Annotated in this window: 12 protein-coding genes; 8 read left to right on the top strand and 4 right to left on the bottom strand. The window is 63.2% G+C overall.

Features of this window, described 5'->3' with window-relative positions; all coding sequences use genetic code 11:
• Positions 1-47: 47 nt before the first annotated feature.
• On the bottom strand, positions 48-827 hold the full coding sequence (locus AX729_RS02050; RefSeq protein WP_061020299.1) for an enoyl-CoA hydratase-related protein: 780 nt from the start codon (positions 825-827) through the stop codon (positions 48-50).
• A gap of 213 nt (positions 828-1040) precedes the next feature.
• On the opposite strand from AX729_RS02050, the gene AX729_RS02045 reads away from it, so the two are divergent.
• Positions 1041-2315, top strand: a complete 1275-nt coding sequence (locus tag AX729_RS02045) for an acyl-CoA dehydrogenase family protein (RefSeq protein WP_061020224.1) — start codon at positions 1041-1043, stop codon at positions 2313-2315.
• Positions 2316-2456: 141 nt separating this feature from the next.
• Here the strand turns inward: AX729_RS02045 and AX729_RS02040 are convergent, their stop codons facing one another.
• Together AX729_RS02040 and AX729_RS02035 are read right to left on the bottom strand one after the other, a co-directional pair.
• The gene (locus AX729_RS02040) at positions 2457-4034 is read right to left on the bottom strand and encodes a fatty acid--CoA ligase (protein ID WP_061020223.1); all 1578 of its coding nucleotides are present in this window, start codon (positions 4032-4034) and stop codon (positions 2457-2459) included.
• Between the two features lie 136 nt (positions 4035-4170).
• Positions 4171-5043 carry an SDR family oxidoreductase gene (locus AX729_RS02035; RefSeq protein ID WP_061020222.1) on the bottom strand — a complete coding sequence of 291 codons (873 nt, stop codon included), beginning with the start codon at positions 5041-5043 and terminating at the stop codon, positions 4171-4173.
• A 105-nt stretch (positions 5044-5148) separates the two neighbouring features.
• Between AX729_RS02035 and AX729_RS02030 the strand changes: the two genes are divergently transcribed.
• The 4 genes from AX729_RS02030 to AX729_RS02015 all read left to right on the top strand — a co-directional run bounded on the left by AX729_RS02030 (position 5149) and on the right by AX729_RS02015 (position 9145).
• Positions 5149-5958, top strand: coding sequence for a crotonase/enoyl-CoA hydratase family protein (locus AX729_RS02030; protein ID WP_061020221.1), 810 nt, complete (start codon positions 5149-5151; stop codon positions 5956-5958).
• A gap of 161 nt (positions 5959-6119) precedes the next feature.
• Positions 6120-7664, top strand: a complete 1545-nt coding sequence (locus AX729_RS02025) for an acyl-CoA synthetase (RefSeq protein ID WP_061020220.1) — start codon at positions 6120-6122, stop codon at positions 7662-7664.
• Positions 7665-7771: 107 nt separating this feature from the next.
• A complete protein-coding gene (locus tag AX729_RS02020; RefSeq protein ID WP_061020219.1) occupies positions 7772-8575 on the top strand; it encodes an enoyl-CoA hydratase/isomerase family protein in 804 nt (267 codons plus the stop codon).
• A 165-nt stretch (positions 8576-8740) separates the two neighbouring features.
• Positions 8741-9145, top strand: coding sequence for a YccF domain-containing protein (locus AX729_RS02015; RefSeq protein ID WP_061020218.1), 405 nt, complete (start codon positions 8741-8743; stop codon positions 9143-9145).
• A gap of 100 nt (positions 9146-9245) precedes the next feature.
• On the opposite strand, the gene AX729_RS02010 is transcribed toward AX729_RS02015, so the two are convergent.
• Positions 9246-10247, bottom strand: coding sequence for a helix-turn-helix transcriptional regulator (locus AX729_RS02010; RefSeq protein ID WP_061020217.1), 1002 nt, complete (start codon positions 10245-10247; stop codon positions 9246-9248).
• Positions 10248-10377: 130 nt separating this feature from the next.
• On the opposite strand from AX729_RS02010, the gene AX729_RS02005 reads away from it, so the two are divergent.
• The 3 genes from AX729_RS02005 to AX729_RS01995 all read left to right on the top strand — a co-directional run bounded on the left by AX729_RS02005 (position 10378) and on the right by AX729_RS01995 (position 13549).
• The gene (locus tag AX729_RS02005; protein WP_245325012.1) at positions 10378-10905 is read left to right on the top strand and encodes a helix-turn-helix domain-containing protein; all 528 of its coding nucleotides are present in this window, start codon (positions 10378-10380) and stop codon (positions 10903-10905) included.
• A gap of 458 nt (positions 10906-11363) precedes the next feature.
• Positions 11364-12023 (top strand): hypothetical protein, encoded by a 660-nt coding sequence (locus AX729_RS02000; protein WP_197433514.1) that lies wholly within the window; start codon positions 11364-11366, stop codon positions 12021-12023.
• A 95-nt stretch (positions 12024-12118) separates the two neighbouring features.
• Positions 12119-13549 carry a DUF1254 domain-containing protein gene (locus AX729_RS01995; protein WP_061020216.1) on the top strand — a complete coding sequence of 477 codons (1431 nt, stop codon included), beginning with the start codon at positions 12119-12121 and terminating at the stop codon, positions 13547-13549.
• The last annotated feature ends 94 nt before the right edge of the window (positions 13550-13643 follow it).

Below are 13643 nucleotides of genomic sequence, written 5' to 3'. Positions count from 1 at the left end.
GAGCGGCGTGGATGGCCGGGACAAGCCCGGCCATGACGGAAACAATCCTACTTCCCCACCCATTTCGGGGGCCGCTTCTCCGAGAACGCCTTCGGCCCCTCGATGTAGTCCTGCGAGGCGACCATCGCCTTGACCGCGGGATACTCGCGCTGCTCCTCGATCGCCTGCTCCAGCGACACGCCAAGCCCCTTCTGGATCGCCTGCTTCGAGGCCCGGATCGACATCGGCGAATTCTTGGCGATCATCTCCGCCCAGCGTAGCGCGGCCGTCAGGGCTTCGCCCTGCGGTACCACCTCGTTGACGAAGCCGAGCTCGAGCCCTTCCTTGGCGCTGACATGGCGTGCGGTGAGGATCATGCCCATGGCGCGCTTCAGCCCGATCTGGCGCGGCAGGCGATGCAGGCCGCCGGCGAGGGCGGCGAGGCCGACGCGCGGCTCGGGCAGGGCGAAGGTCGCGTTCTCCGATGCGATGATCAGGTCGCAGGCCAGCGCGATCTCGAAGCCGCCGCCCATCGCGACGCCGTTCACGGCGGCGATGATCGGCTTGTCGCAGTCGAACCGCGAGGTGAGGCCGGCAAAGCCGCCCTTGTCCCAGCCGCGCTTGCCGCCCGCCGCTTGCCACTTCAGGTCGTTGCCGGCGCAGAACGCCTTGTCGCCGGCTCCGGTGACGATCGCGATCCATTGCTCGGGATCCCCGGAGAAATCGTCAAACACCTTCTGGAGCTCGAAATGCGCGTCCGTATGCAGCGCGTTGTAGACCTCGGGCCGCGACAGCGTGACGATCGTGATCGGTCCCTTGCGTTCCACCTTGGAAAATTTCAGCTCCATCGCGCGCTCCTGCATTTTCTCGTGAAGGAATATTGGCGACATACTACCGCGCGCTGACGGCAGAGCACCATCGAATTGCGCTGGTGCGCCTTGCGCGCGCCACACGCCTCGGCTTGCTTGACTTGCGCGCGCTCTTCTCACCTTAATCGTGCGAAGCAAAGACGCGGCTAGCGCCTTAACGCAAAACGACAAAATCAATCCGGGAGAGAACCTTTGGATTTCTCATTGCCTGCCGATCTCGTCGCCTATCTCGGAGAGCTCGATCGTTTCATCGAACGCGAGATCAAGCCGCTGGAGGAGGCCGACGACAACATCCGCTTCTTCGATCATCGCCGCGAATGGGCGCGCACCGATTTCGAGAATGGCGGCCTGCCGCGTCACGAATGGGAAGCGCTGCTGCGCAAGGCCAAGGATCTCGCCGACGCCGCCGGACATCTGCGCTTTCCGGTGCCGAGGCAGTATGGCGGCAAGGACGGCTCCAACCTCTGGATGGCCGTGATCCGAGAGCACTTCGCTGCCAAGGGCCTCGGCCTGCACAACGATCTCCAGAACGAGCACTCGATCGTCGGTAATTTCCCCGTCGTCACGATGCTCGACCGCTACGGCCGCGACGACCAGAAGGCGATGATCGACGGTTCGATCAAGGGCAAGTACCGCATCACCTTCGGCCTGACCGAGCCGCATCACGGCTCGGACGCCACCCACATGGAAACGCGCGCGGTGCCGGCCACCCGCGACAACGTCAAGGGCTGGATCATCAACGGCGAGAAGATGTGGACGACGGGCATGCACGTCGCCACGCATTGCGCGCTGTTCGCGCGTACCAGCGGCAATGACGGCGACGCCCGGGGCATCACCTGCTTCCTGGTTCCCGCGAAGAGCCCCGGCGTCAAGGTCGAAGAGTACATGTGGACCTTCAACATGCCGACCGATCATCCGCGCGTCAGCTTCACCGACGTCTTCGTGCCGGAGGATGCGCTGTTCGGCGAAGTCGGTCGCGGTCTCTCGCTGGCGCAATGCTTCGTGCACCAGAACCGCATCCGCCAGGCCGCGAGCTCGCTGGGTGCTGCGGTCTACTGCATCAACGAGAGCGTCAAATACGCACGCGAGCGAAAACCGTTCGGCAGGGCGCTGGCGGAAAACCAGGCGATCCAGTTCCCGCTGGTCGAGCTTGCGACGCAAGCCGAGATGCTGCGCCTTCTGATCCGCAAGACCGCCTGGGAGATGGATAAGCTTACCGAGGAGCAGATCGAGCGCACGCTCTCGGATCGCGTCTCCATGTGCAACTACTGGGCAAACCGCCTCTGCTGCGAATCCGCCGACCGTGCCATGCAGGTCCACGGCGGCATGGGCTACTCACGCCACAAGCCGTTCGAGCACATCTACCGCCATCACCGCCGCTACCGCATCACCGAAGGCAGCGAGGAGATCCAGATGCGCAAGGTGGCCGGCTTCCTGTTCGGCTATATGGGGCCGGGGAAGCACTAAGGTGCACCGCTCTCGTAGGGTGGGTTAGCTCTGCAGATGTGCGAAGCGAATCTGCAGGGCGTGACCCACCACTCTCCATCCCCCGGGGGAGAGCAAAGAGGTGGGTTACGCCTGCGGCTAACCCACCCTACTGCACCGCGGCTAATTCACCCTTCGATCCTTCCCCGCCCAATACGGCTCGCGCAACTGCCGCCGCAGGATCTTGCCTGAGGGATTCCTCGGCAATGCCGGCAAAAACTCCACGCTCTTCGGCGTCTTGTAGCCGGCGATGCGCTCGCGCGTGAAGTTGATGATGTCGGTGGCGGTCGCCTGCTTGCCCGGCTTCATAACGACCACCGCCTTCACAGCCTCGCCCCATTTGTCGTCGGGCACGCCGATCACGGCGGCCTCGGCGACATCGGGGTGATCGCACAGCGCGCTCTCGACCTCGGCCGGGTAGATGTTCTCGCCGCCGGAGATGATCATGTCCTTGATGCGGTCGTGAATGTAGAGATAGCCGTCCTCGTCCATGTAGCCGGCATCGCCGGTGCGCAGCCAGCCGTCACTGCGCAGCGTCGCGGCGGTCGCCTCCGGCAGGTTCCAGTAGCCCGCCATGTTCGAGCCCGAGCGCGTCGCGATCTCGCCGACCTGGCGCGGCGGCAGCGGCTTGCCGTCCACGTCCAGGATCGCGATCTCGACGCCGGGCAGGGCCTTGCCGGCCGAACGCATCCGCTCGAGCCCCTCGACGTGATCCTCCGGCGGCAGCGCCACGATCGTGCCGGTCGTCTCGGTCATTCCGTACATCTGCACGAAGCCGCATTTGAAGACTTCGATGCATTCCTTCAGCAGCGCCGCCGGAATCGGCGAGGCGCCGTAGAGCATGTATTTCAGCCGCGAGAAATCCACCGTCTTTGCACGCGGCTGCCGCACCACGAACTGCATCGCCGCCGGCACCATGAACAGCTTGGTGATGCCCGACTGCTCGAAGAAATCCAGAACCTTGGTCGGATCGAATTCGCGTGCGATGACGCCGCGGGCGCCGTGATAGAGCCCCATCACGCCCCAGCCGGAGCCGCCGATGTGGAAGATCGGCATCGCGACCAGCGACACGTCGTCGGTGGACCACCGGTTCCACTCCGGCTTGTCCTCGGCATTGCCGGTTTGCACCAGGTTGAGGAAGTTCGCGTGGCTTAGCATCGCGCCCTTCGGCTTGCCTGTGGTGCCGGAGGTGTAGAGCTGGATCGCGATGTCCCTGGTGTCGATCGGCACCCTCGGGTCGTCGCCGCTCTGCGCATCGCGCCAGGCCGCAAAGTCCTGCCATTCCGGCGCGCCGCCCTCTGTGGTGATGATGGTGCGCACGCCCGGCAGCCGGTCCTTGATCTGGCGGACGAGCGTGATGAACTCCGGTCCGACGAACAGCACCGGCGCCTTGCAGTCTTCGACGATGAAGGCGACTTCGGGCCCCGCGAGACGCCAGTTCACCGGCGCCATCACCGCGCCGGCCTTCATCGCGCCCATCAGGAGCTCGAAATAGAAGTCGCTGTTCTTGCCGAGATAGGCGATGCGGTCGCCCTTCTTCACGCCCATCGCGATCAGGGCGTTGGCGACCTTGTTGGTCTTGATGTCGAACTCTGCAAAGCTGGTGGTGCGCCCTTCGAATTCATAGGCGATGGCGTTGCCGCGGCTCTTCGCGCGCTCGCGCACCATGTCGGCGAGATTCGCCAATGGCTGTGTGGACATGTTTCTCCCGTGACGTCATGTTCTTATGCCTGGGAGTGTGGCGTCATCCGCAGGTAAAGACAATACGGGAGGAGGGGAACGCAACTGCTCCAGCATCGTCGTCCCGGCTTTCGCCAGGACGACTACGGAGAGAGCATCACCCCCGCTTCGCCCGGTCCTTCTCGTTCTGGGCCATGATGCTCTCGCGCGCGGTCTTCCAGTCGTCGTCGCTCCAGTCGCGGAGCTGGTAGAAATTGCCGCCCATGGCGAGCGCCTGCGCGCCGTCCATGGCGATGGTCTCGCCGGAGATCCAGTCGCAACCGCCGGAGATCAGGAACACGGCGACGTTCTGCAACTCCTCCATGGTGCCGACACGGCCCATCGGGTTCATCGCCTTGGTGCGGGCGCCGGCCTCGTCGCCCGGCTTAATGCGCTTGCTCATGCCTTCGGTCGGGATTTCGCCCGGCGCGATGGTGTTGAGGCGGATGCCGTAGCGGCCCCATTCGGTGGCGAGCGACATCGTCATCGCATGGATCGCCGACTTGCTCATCGCCGACGGCACCACATAGGGCGAGCCGTTGCGCACCCAGGTCGTGGTGATCGAGACGACGTTGCCCGGCTGCTTCAAGGCGATCCAGCGCTTGCCGACCGCATGCGTCACGTAGAACGTGCCGTGCATGACGATATTGGCGACCGCGTCGAAGCCGCGCGGCGACAGCTCCTCGGTGCGCGAGATGAAATTGCCGGCGGCGTTGTTGATGAGGTCGGTCAGCGGAGCATCGCGGAAGATGTTCTCCACCATCTCCTCGACCGCGAGCGCGTTGCGGATGTCGACGCCGTGGCTGGTGACGCGGCCGCCATAGCGATCCATCAGCTCGGTCGCGGTCTCGTCGCAGACGATCTTGCGTCGGCCGCAAATGTGCACGTCGGCGCCGAGCTGGAGGAAGCGCGCCGCCATCGACTTGCCGAGACCCGTGCCGCCGCCGGTCACGAGGATGCTCCGGCCGGCGAGAAGATTTTCCTTGAACATGGCTGTTTCCCCCGTAGGGATTGTAAGTTAATTGGTCGATTGACTAAATCCGGCCGCCAGCGTCCTGTAAAGCGGCACTGAACAAGAACAGGGGAGAATTCGTCCATGGAAGAGCGCGTCTCGATCTCGATCTCGGAAGGCGTCGCCGACGTGCGGCTGGTGCGCGCGGACAAGATGAATGCGCTCGATCAGGCCATGTTCGAGGCCCTTGTCGCCGCAACCGAGCGGCTTTCGAAGGACAAGAGCGTGCGTGCGGTCGTGCTGTCCGGCGAGGGCCGCGCCTTCTGTGCCGGCCTCGACATGGGGCGTTTTGCCGCCATGAAGGAGAAGGGCGGCAACGGAATTCCGGGTGGCGAAAATCGAGACCTCACCAAACGCACTCATGGCCAGGCGAACTTTCCGCAACAGGCAGTATGGGGGTGGCGCCAGCTTCCGGTGCCCGTGATCGCGGCCGTGCACGGCGTCGCCTTCGGCGGCGGCTTCCAGCTCTCGCTCGGCGCCGACATGCGGTTTCTTTCGGCAGACGCGCGGATGTCGATCATGGAAATCAAATGGGGTCTCGTCCCCGACATGGCGGGCACGCCGATCCTGGCCTCGCTCGTGCGCGACGACATCCTGCGCGATCTCACCTATACCGGCCGCATCTTCTCCGCCCAGGAGGCGATGACCTACGGTCTCGCCACGCGCATCTGTGACGATCCGCGCGCGAGCGCCCTCGAAGCCGCGCGCGAGATCGCCGGCAAGAGCCCCGACGCGATCCGCGCCGCGAAACGCCTGCTCAACAATCTCTCGGTCGATCCGGGCCCGGCGCTGCTCGCCGAGTCCGTCGAGCAACAGAAGCTGATCGGCAGCGCCAACCAGACCGAGGCGGTCCGCGCCAATCTGGAGAAGCGCGCGCCGAAATTTGCGGATTAGCTTTCTGTCATTCCGGGATGCGCCGCAGGCGCAGGCCCGGAATCCATCGAGCCGCATGCTCTGCCGTAAAATGGATTCCGGGTTCGATGCCTCGCATCGCCCCGGAATGACGGCCTGAGTGGTAGCCACGTTCCAACCCGACGAAAGATCGGAAGACAAAAATGAGCGAAACGTCAGAGTTCCTCGGCATCGTCTCCGGCGACCGCCGCCGTGCCCACGCCGATGTCGCTGACCGTAGCGACCGCATCGCCTCCGGCCTCGCCAGGCTCGGCGTCAAGCCGGGCGATTGCGTCTGCATGCTGATGCGCAACGAAGTCGCCTTCCTCGAAGCCGCGTACGCCGCGATGCGCCTCGGCGCCTATGGCGTGCCGATCAACTGGCACTTCAAGCCGGAGGAGATCAACTACATCCTCGGTGACACCGGCAGCTCCGTGCTGATCGGACATGCCGACATGCTGCATGCCTTGCGCGATGCGATCCCAAAAGGCGTCACGGTGCTCAGCGTGCCGACGCCGCCGGAAATCCTCTCCAACTACAAGATCGATCCCGATCGTCTGACGACTCCCGATTTCGCGATCGATTTCGAGACATGGCTCGCGCAACACCAGCCCTATGACGGCCCGGTCGTGCCGCAGCCCATGAACATGATCTACACCTCGGGCACGACAGGCCATCCCAAGGGCGTGCGCCGCAACGCGCCGACGCCGGAGCAGGCGGCGGCCGGCGAGCGCATGCGCGCGATGATCTACGGGCTCAAGCTAGGTGCCCGCGCGCTGCTGCCGGGTCCGCTTTATCACTCCGCGCCGAATTCGTTCGGCATCCGCGCCGGCAAGCTCGGCGGGGTGCTGGTGCTGATGCCGCGCTTCGAGGCGGAGGAATTCCTGGGGCTGATCGAACGTTACAAAGTCGACACCATCTTCATGGTGCCGACCATGTTCATCCGCCTGATGAAGCTGCCGGAGGCGGTGCGCAAAAGCTACAACGTCTCGTCGCTGCGCCACGTCATCCACGCCGCCGCGCCCTGTCCCGCCGACGTCAAGCGCGCCATGATCGAATGGTGGGGGCCTGTCATCTACGAGTTCTACGGCTCGACCGAATCCAGCGCCGTCACCTTCGCGACGTCGGAGGATGCGCTGAAGAAGCCCGGCACTGTCGGCAAGATCTCGCCGGGCGCCGAGCTGCGATTCATCGGCGAGGACGGCCGCGTGCTTGGCGTGGGCGAGATCGGCGAGATCTATTCCCGCATGGCCGAGATGGCCGATTTCACCTACCACAACAAGCCGGAGAAGCGCGCCGAGATCGATCGCGACGGCTTCATCACCTCCGGCGATGTCGGCTACATCGACGAGGACGGCTACGTCTTCATCTGCGACCGCAAGCGCGACATGGTGATCTCGGGCGGCGTCAACATCTATCCGGCGGAGATCGAGTCGGTGCTGCACGCCGTGCCCGGCGTGCATGATTGCGCCGTGTTCGGTATCCCCGATGCCGAGTTCGGCGAAGCGCTGATGGCAGTGGTCGAGCCGCAGCCCGGTGTTACGCTCGGCGAAGCCGACGTCCGCGCCGCGCTGAAGGCGCATCTGGCCGATTACAAGGTGCCCAAGCACATCGAGATCCGCACCGGGCTGCCGCGCGAAGATTCCGGCAAGATCTTCAAGCGCCGCCTGCGCGATCCCTATTGGGAGCAGGCGGGACGGAAGATCTGACAGCGCGTAGCCCGGGTGAGCGCAGCGATACCCGGGACGACAAGCAACCACTGTCCCGGGTGTCGCTGCGCTCGTCGGGGCTACGAGAACCGAAGGGGAGGGACCTCATGAGCGACGGGGCAGGCACGACGAACGAAGTCCTCTACACAGTCGCCGATCACATCGCGACCATCACGCTGAATGCGCCTGAGCGGATGAACACGATCTCCGGTCCGATGCTGAACGACCTCGCCCGCCTGCTGACCGAGGCCAACGAGGACAAGAACGTCCGCGTCGTCATCCTCACCGGCAAGGGCAGGGCGTTCTGCGCCGGCCTCGACTTGCGCAAGGAGCGCGACGGCAACGGCCTCAGCGCCGCGTCCTCGCCGACCACGATCAACCTCCGCAACACCCCGCCGACGGTCCTGCACGCGATGGACAAGCCGACCATCTGCGCCGTCAACGGCGGCGCGGCCGGCTACGGCATGGACACCGCGCTCGGCTGCGACATCCGCATCATGGCGGAGTCCGCAAAGCTCGCCGCCGCCTTCGTCAAGCGCGGCGTGGTGCCGGAATCCGGCGGAACCTGGCTGTTGCCGCGCATGCTCGGCTGGGCCAAGGCCTCCGAGTTGATCTTCACGGGCCGCACGCTGAGCGCGCGCGAGTGCCTGGAATGGGGCCTCGCCAACGAGGTCGTGCCGGACGCCGAGCTGATGAGCCGCGCCACGGCCATAGCCCGCGAAATCGCCGCCAACGCGCCACTGGCGGTGCAGGCCTCCAAGCGCATGATGCGGATGGGCCTCAACGAAAACTTCTCCGACCACGTCCACCATGTCTATCTCCAGCTCCTGCCCCTGTTCAGGACTGAGGACATGGCTGAGGGAATGAAGTCCTTCATGGAGAAGCGGGAGCCGAAGTTCGAGGGACGGTAGAAGGCCGTAGCCCGGGTGAGCGCAGCGATACCCGGGACCACTGCGACGGAGAGTCCAGGATGTCGCTTCGCTCATCCGGGCTACGTCGCAACGACATGAAGCGGTCTTACCACCAGAACAATTCGATCCTATATAGGCGGGACCTTCACCTCGCGGATTGTTCCCATGGCCCCCGTCTCCATCCTCCTCAACATCCTCTGGATACTGATCGGTGGCGCCTGGATGGCGTTCGGCTGGGTGATCGCCGCGGTCATCATGGCCATCACCATCATCGGCCTGCCCTGGGCGCGGGCGGCGTTCAACATCGCCGTCTACACTCTGCTGCCGTTCGGCTCGCGGGCGGTCAATCGCTATGACGTCACCGGTGTCGAGGATATCGGCACCGGTCCGCTCGGGGTGATCGGCAACATCATCTGGTTCGTGCTCGCCGGCTGGTGGCTGGCGCTCGGCCACGTCCTGACGGCGGTGGTGCTCGCCATCACCATCATCGGCATCCCCTTCGCCTGGGCGCATCTGAAGCTCGCGGGCATCGCGCTTTGGCCGATCGGCAAGGTGATCGTGCCGGCGTAGGGCGCGCGGCGCGTCAACGTCGGTCACGGGGTCCGGTGCGCTCCAATGAAGTCTTTGGAGCTTTGCGGCGATCGACGCTGCTGTGGGGACTCTCCCATCGCTAGGCTCGCGGCGAGCTCTCTCGAAACTCGCGCGGCGTTATGCCCGCCATGCGGCGGAAGGCACGGGCAAAGTGAGCCGGGTCGGTGTAACCCGTGGCGAAGGCAACATCGATGATCCTGGCGTCCGTCTTGCGCAGCAAGTCGGCGCCTTTCTCGAACCGGACCTGATCGAGCAAACGAGAGTATGTTAATCCTGCGCTTGCGAGGCCGCGCTGAAGGCTTCTCACGCTGGTCCCGGCGATCTCGGCGACCTCGGCGATGCCGAGAGAGCCCTTATCCAGGTATGACGGAAGCATCATCTTGAGCGCTGTTATGGCGTCGGTGCCGATACGCCGAAATTCGCGCTCCGATGGGACTGATGCCGCGGGCTTCACCGGATTGGGCAAACTCAGCAGGGAAATGGGCACATCAATCCACGAGACCTTCTGCCCCGAGAGGAAACGGGTGTGGGGCCACCGGGATTGGGTCTCGGGACCAGGCGTGTATCGAGCTTCAAAGGCGATGGTGGCCGGCGCCCAATTCGGCCCTGCAAACTGGCGGATGACGTACACCATCATCACGTTCTGCAGCCATTGCGTATGCTCGAGATGCAGCGTTCCAGCAGTTCCGGAAATGCTGTTGCAAACCCTCAAGAGATTATCATGACGCTCGAGCCAATAGCTGACGAAGTTGTCCTCGATCTGGATAAGCTGACACCATTGCTCCAATACGGCAAACAAGGTCGGCGCGTGGCGAACCGCGGCTTGAAGCTGGTCACTCATATGACCAAAGTGCATTCGTTGGACGGCTCGAAATCCAAAATCCGCAATCCCCTGCGATGACTGTGCAATCGTTGCGAAATGAAGCGCGGGAATGAGGGGGAAATAGTCGTTGGGCTTCTTTTCGGGATGTGCGGGCAGGCCGAACCTGCTCAGCATCCGTTCCGCGGGGGCGCCGATATCGTTCAAAACCTCAACGAAAGGTGCAAGCAGGGCGCAGCGCGCCACGACGATGGCCTTCATGGTCGTGTCCCCGGGACGTCACGGCTTTCCGCTGTCCCGGCCTCCCAAGGTGATGCAACCGCGCGCTTTGCTCATGATGCTACTTTAGACTGAGTTCAAGTTCAACCTCTCCGCGCTGCGCCCCAGCATCATGCCGGTGCAACCTTTCGCAACGGCGGGCGAAGTCGCATTTTGGCGCAAGATGGCCATACGGAATGGCGTCTTCTGCGTAAACATTGGTGAATATGTCGGAAGAGCCGAGGTTTCGCGCCGCATCATGAAGCGAGTCTCTACGCCGTCCCGATACGCCGTCCGAGCGGCCATCGCCGCGTCGCTACGCCAGGACCGTGCGGTGCTTCCCCAAACGGCACACCGGCTCGGCATCAGTGCCCGGTCGCTTCAGCGCCGCCTTGCCGACATGGGCACTACCTACGCTGAGCTCGTGGCGGAGGTTCGGCTCGACACCGCGTGCCATCTGCTCGCGGAATCGGACGAAAACATTGCCGACATCGCTGCGCGTTTGGGTTTCGCAGGTGCCAGCAGCTTCAGCCGCAGCTTCGCGCGCTTGATGAAGGTCCAACCCATTGTCTATCGCCGACAACAGTCAAACCGGACGAGTGGCGCGAAATACGGTCCTTTTGCCCGAAAGCCGGCAGGTAAGCGCCTTTCGGGGCCCTGAAATGATTGACTCGACCCCGGAATGATTGGCGCGAAATGGCAAGACGCCGGGACATCGAGAGATCATTCTGCACGCGCTGGTGCGAGCGTGCCTTGACTGATCATCGAGCTGGGAAACGCGTCATGCAGGCATTTGGGCTACCCGCCGTTATCGATTGGGTTTCGGCAGGCAACGGCCAACGAAAAAGACGAGCGGCAAGGGGCGCCTGGAAATCGCTCGGAAAAAGCCTGTTCAGGGGGCGGCTCGCCATTCTCTGGGTGGAGCTTGCGGTCTTATTTGGTCGGCGGCTTCCGTGCGAGTTTGCAACGAAGTTTCCAGCCCAGCGGTCTTGATTTCTACGAACTCTACACGGCGTTTCACGCAAGCGATGGGTACGTCTTTTTCGCGAGATCTCGCGGCCGACGCGAGAGTGCTACCAAGTGATTCATCAAGCTATTTGTAACAGGAGTGAACGTCACATGCGGATCGCAAAACTGGATCAGATTTTCGCAATGCTCGCCTTGGCCGTGATGTTTTGCAGCGCCAACGCGTCGCTCGCCCAGAACGCGCCGGCACCGTCTTCCATGAAGACAATCGGCACGCCGGCAGCCTCAGCCAAACCCGAGATCGTGCCGTCGCTGTTCGTGCTCAACTCCCGTGGCGCCACGTTGCAAGGGGACACACTCACTTTGACCGGCGTGTCGCTCAGCTCGATCATATTTGCCGACCGTCCAGTGCGATCCGCAGGCCACCAGGCGACGGCTGATGTCATTGCGGAGTGGGGCTCGGGCGATGACAGTTTCGCCAAGAATCCTCCGAACGCGACCGTTTCAGTGCTGGGCAAGGATGGTTCGGTCAAGGACGCTGTCGTGGTCCTCAAGAACCCGAAGCTCGAGGGCGACAAGCTCACCTTCCAAGTCCAGACTCTGGAAGGCGATCTCGCCGGCGCCGACGGTGGCGCTGCCCTCTTCATCGACATCATCGGGCGGCCGTTCACGCCGATGTCGTTCGCCGGCGTTGCCCGGCGTAGCGCGTTCCGCGGCGCGATGTATGCAGGGGCCGCATATGGCGCGGCTGCGTACTATCACCCCTACGCGCGGCCGGCATGCGGTTATTACCCGTATCCGCCCTGTTATTGAGACCTGAGAGGAACGGGTGCCCCGCAGCTCGGTGAATTGAGCGACCGAGCGCATCGAAAGATTTCCAGTTCTTCAAATTCAACGGAGTTCGTATCATGAATGTCACCCGTCGCAACGTAACGATCGGCGGCATGAGCCTGCTCGCCAGCTCCTCGATAAGCACGACGAGCCGTGCCGAGCTCGGCGAGTTTCTCGGCATCGGCGAGGGACTTGAGGATTTCGCACTCGCTACCGACGCCTACATCTTCGGCTATCCGCTCGTGACGATGGAGATGACGCGCCGTGTCATCACCAACGTTGCAGCGCCGGTCGGCACGCGCGCGCCGATGGGCCAGATCATCAAGCTGCGCAAGTACCCTGATGCGACTTTCCGCGACGTGACGGCACCAAATGCGGACACGCTCTACACCAGTGCGTTCTTCGACGTCGGCAAGGAACCGTGGGTGCTCAGCATCCCGGACATGAAGGGCCGTTACGCACTCTTTCCGATGCTGGACGGCTGGACGACGGTATTCCAGGTGCCGGGCAAGCGGACGACCGGCACCGGCGCGCAGACCTACGCCATCACGGGCCCCGGATGGAAGGGCACGCTGCCGTCCGGCGTCAAGGAATACAAGTCGCCGACCAGCATCGTGTGGCTGCTCGGCCGCATCTATTGCACCGGCACGCCCGAAGACTACGCCGAGGTGCACAAGCTGCAGGACGAATGCAAGCTGGTCCCGCTGAGTTCCTATGGCAAGCCCTATACACCGCCCGAAGGCAAGGTCGATGCTTCTATCGACATGAAGACTGCCGTTCGTGATCAGGTCAATCGCATGGATGCGACGGCCTATTTCACGTTGCTCTGCAAGCTCATGAAAGACAATCCGCCGGCGGCCGCCGACGCGCCGCAACTCGCCAAGTTCGCGAGGATCGGAATCCTGCCCGGGCAGGATTTTGATGCAAGCAAGCTCAAGGCAGATTTCGTCAAGCGAGTTCCGGAGATCGGATTTGATCGCATCATGCTTCAGTTCAAGATCAACAAGGACATGAAGGACGAGAACGGCTGGGGCTTTACCACCAAGACCGGCATCTACGGTACCGATTATTTGATGCGGGCGTTGGTTACCGCCATCGGGCTCGGCGCCAACCGGCCGCAGGACGCCGTATATCCGACATCGCTGAAAGACGCCGAGGGCCGCAAATACAACGGCGCCAACAAATACGTGCTGCGATTTACCAAGGGGCAACTGCCGCCGGCGCTCGGGTTCTGGTCGTTGACGATGTACGACGCGAACTATTTTTTCGTGGCCAATCCGCTCGACCGCTACTCGATCAGCGCGCGACAGAATTTGAAATTGAATCCTGATGGCTCCACCGATCTCTACATCCAGAAGGACTCGCCGGGGAAGGACAAGGAATCCAACTGGCTTCCCGCGCCGTCAGGCGATTTTGTCCTGATGATGCGGCTGTATTGGCCGAACGAGAAGAACCCCTCGATCATCAATGGTTCCTGGAAGATTCCGCCGGTCAAGCGGGTCACCTGAGCCGAAGGCGGCAGGCAGCACAAACTCTCGAATGCCTCGGCTGGTCCGGCCTGCGGCTATGACTTATCCGCTCCACCATCGAAGCCCGGCGCTT

This window comes from Bradyrhizobium sp. CCH5-F6 (assembly GCF_001556045.1).
Taxonomy (GTDB): domain Bacteria; phylum Pseudomonadota; class Alphaproteobacteria; order Rhizobiales; family Xanthobacteraceae; genus Bradyrhizobium.
The sequence above is the reverse complement of the archived record's forward strand: the minus strand, read 5'-3'. Positions and strand labels throughout refer to the sequence as shown.

Excerpts from the sequence above, each read along its gene's own strand:
- AX729_RS02010 (WP_061020217.1), bottom strand. The coding sequence starts at position 10,247 with ATGAAGGCCATCGTCGTGGCGCGCTGCGCCCTGCTTGCACCTTTCGTT.
- AX729_RS02030 (WP_061020221.1), top strand. The coding sequence starts at position 5,149 with ATGGAAGAGCGCGTCTCGATCTCGATCTCGGAAGGCGTCGCCGACGTG.
- AX729_RS02050 (WP_061020299.1), bottom strand. The coding sequence starts at position 827 with ATGGAGCTGAAATTTTCCAAGGTGGAACGCAAGGGACCGATCACGATC.
- AX729_RS01995 (WP_061020216.1), top strand. The coding sequence starts at position 12,119 with ATGAATGTCACCCGTCGCAACGTAACGATCGGCGGCATGAGCCTGCTC.
- AX729_RS02040 (WP_061020223.1), bottom strand. The coding sequence starts at position 4,034 with ATGTCCACACAGCCATTGGCGAATCTCGCCGACATGGTGCGCGAGCGC.
- AX729_RS02020 (WP_061020219.1), top strand. The coding sequence starts at position 7,772 with ATGAGCGACGGGGCAGGCACGACGAACGAAGTCCTCTACACAGTCGCC.
- AX729_RS02015 (WP_061020218.1), top strand. The coding sequence starts at position 8,741 with ATGGCCCCCGTCTCCATCCTCCTCAACATCCTCTGGATACTGATCGGT.
- AX729_RS02035 (WP_061020222.1), bottom strand. The coding sequence starts at position 5,043 with ATGTTCAAGGAAAATCTTCTCGCCGGCCGGAGCATCCTCGTGACCGGC.
- AX729_RS02005 (WP_245325012.1), top strand. The coding sequence starts at position 10,378 with ATGCCGGTGCAACCTTTCGCAACGGCGGGCGAAGTCGCATTTTGGCGC.
- AX729_RS02025 (WP_061020220.1), top strand. The coding sequence starts at position 6,120 with ATGAGCGAAACGTCAGAGTTCCTCGGCATCGTCTCCGGCGACCGCCGC.
- AX729_RS02000 (WP_197433514.1), top strand. The coding sequence starts at position 11,364 with ATGCGGATCGCAAAACTGGATCAGATTTTCGCAATGCTCGCCTTGGCC.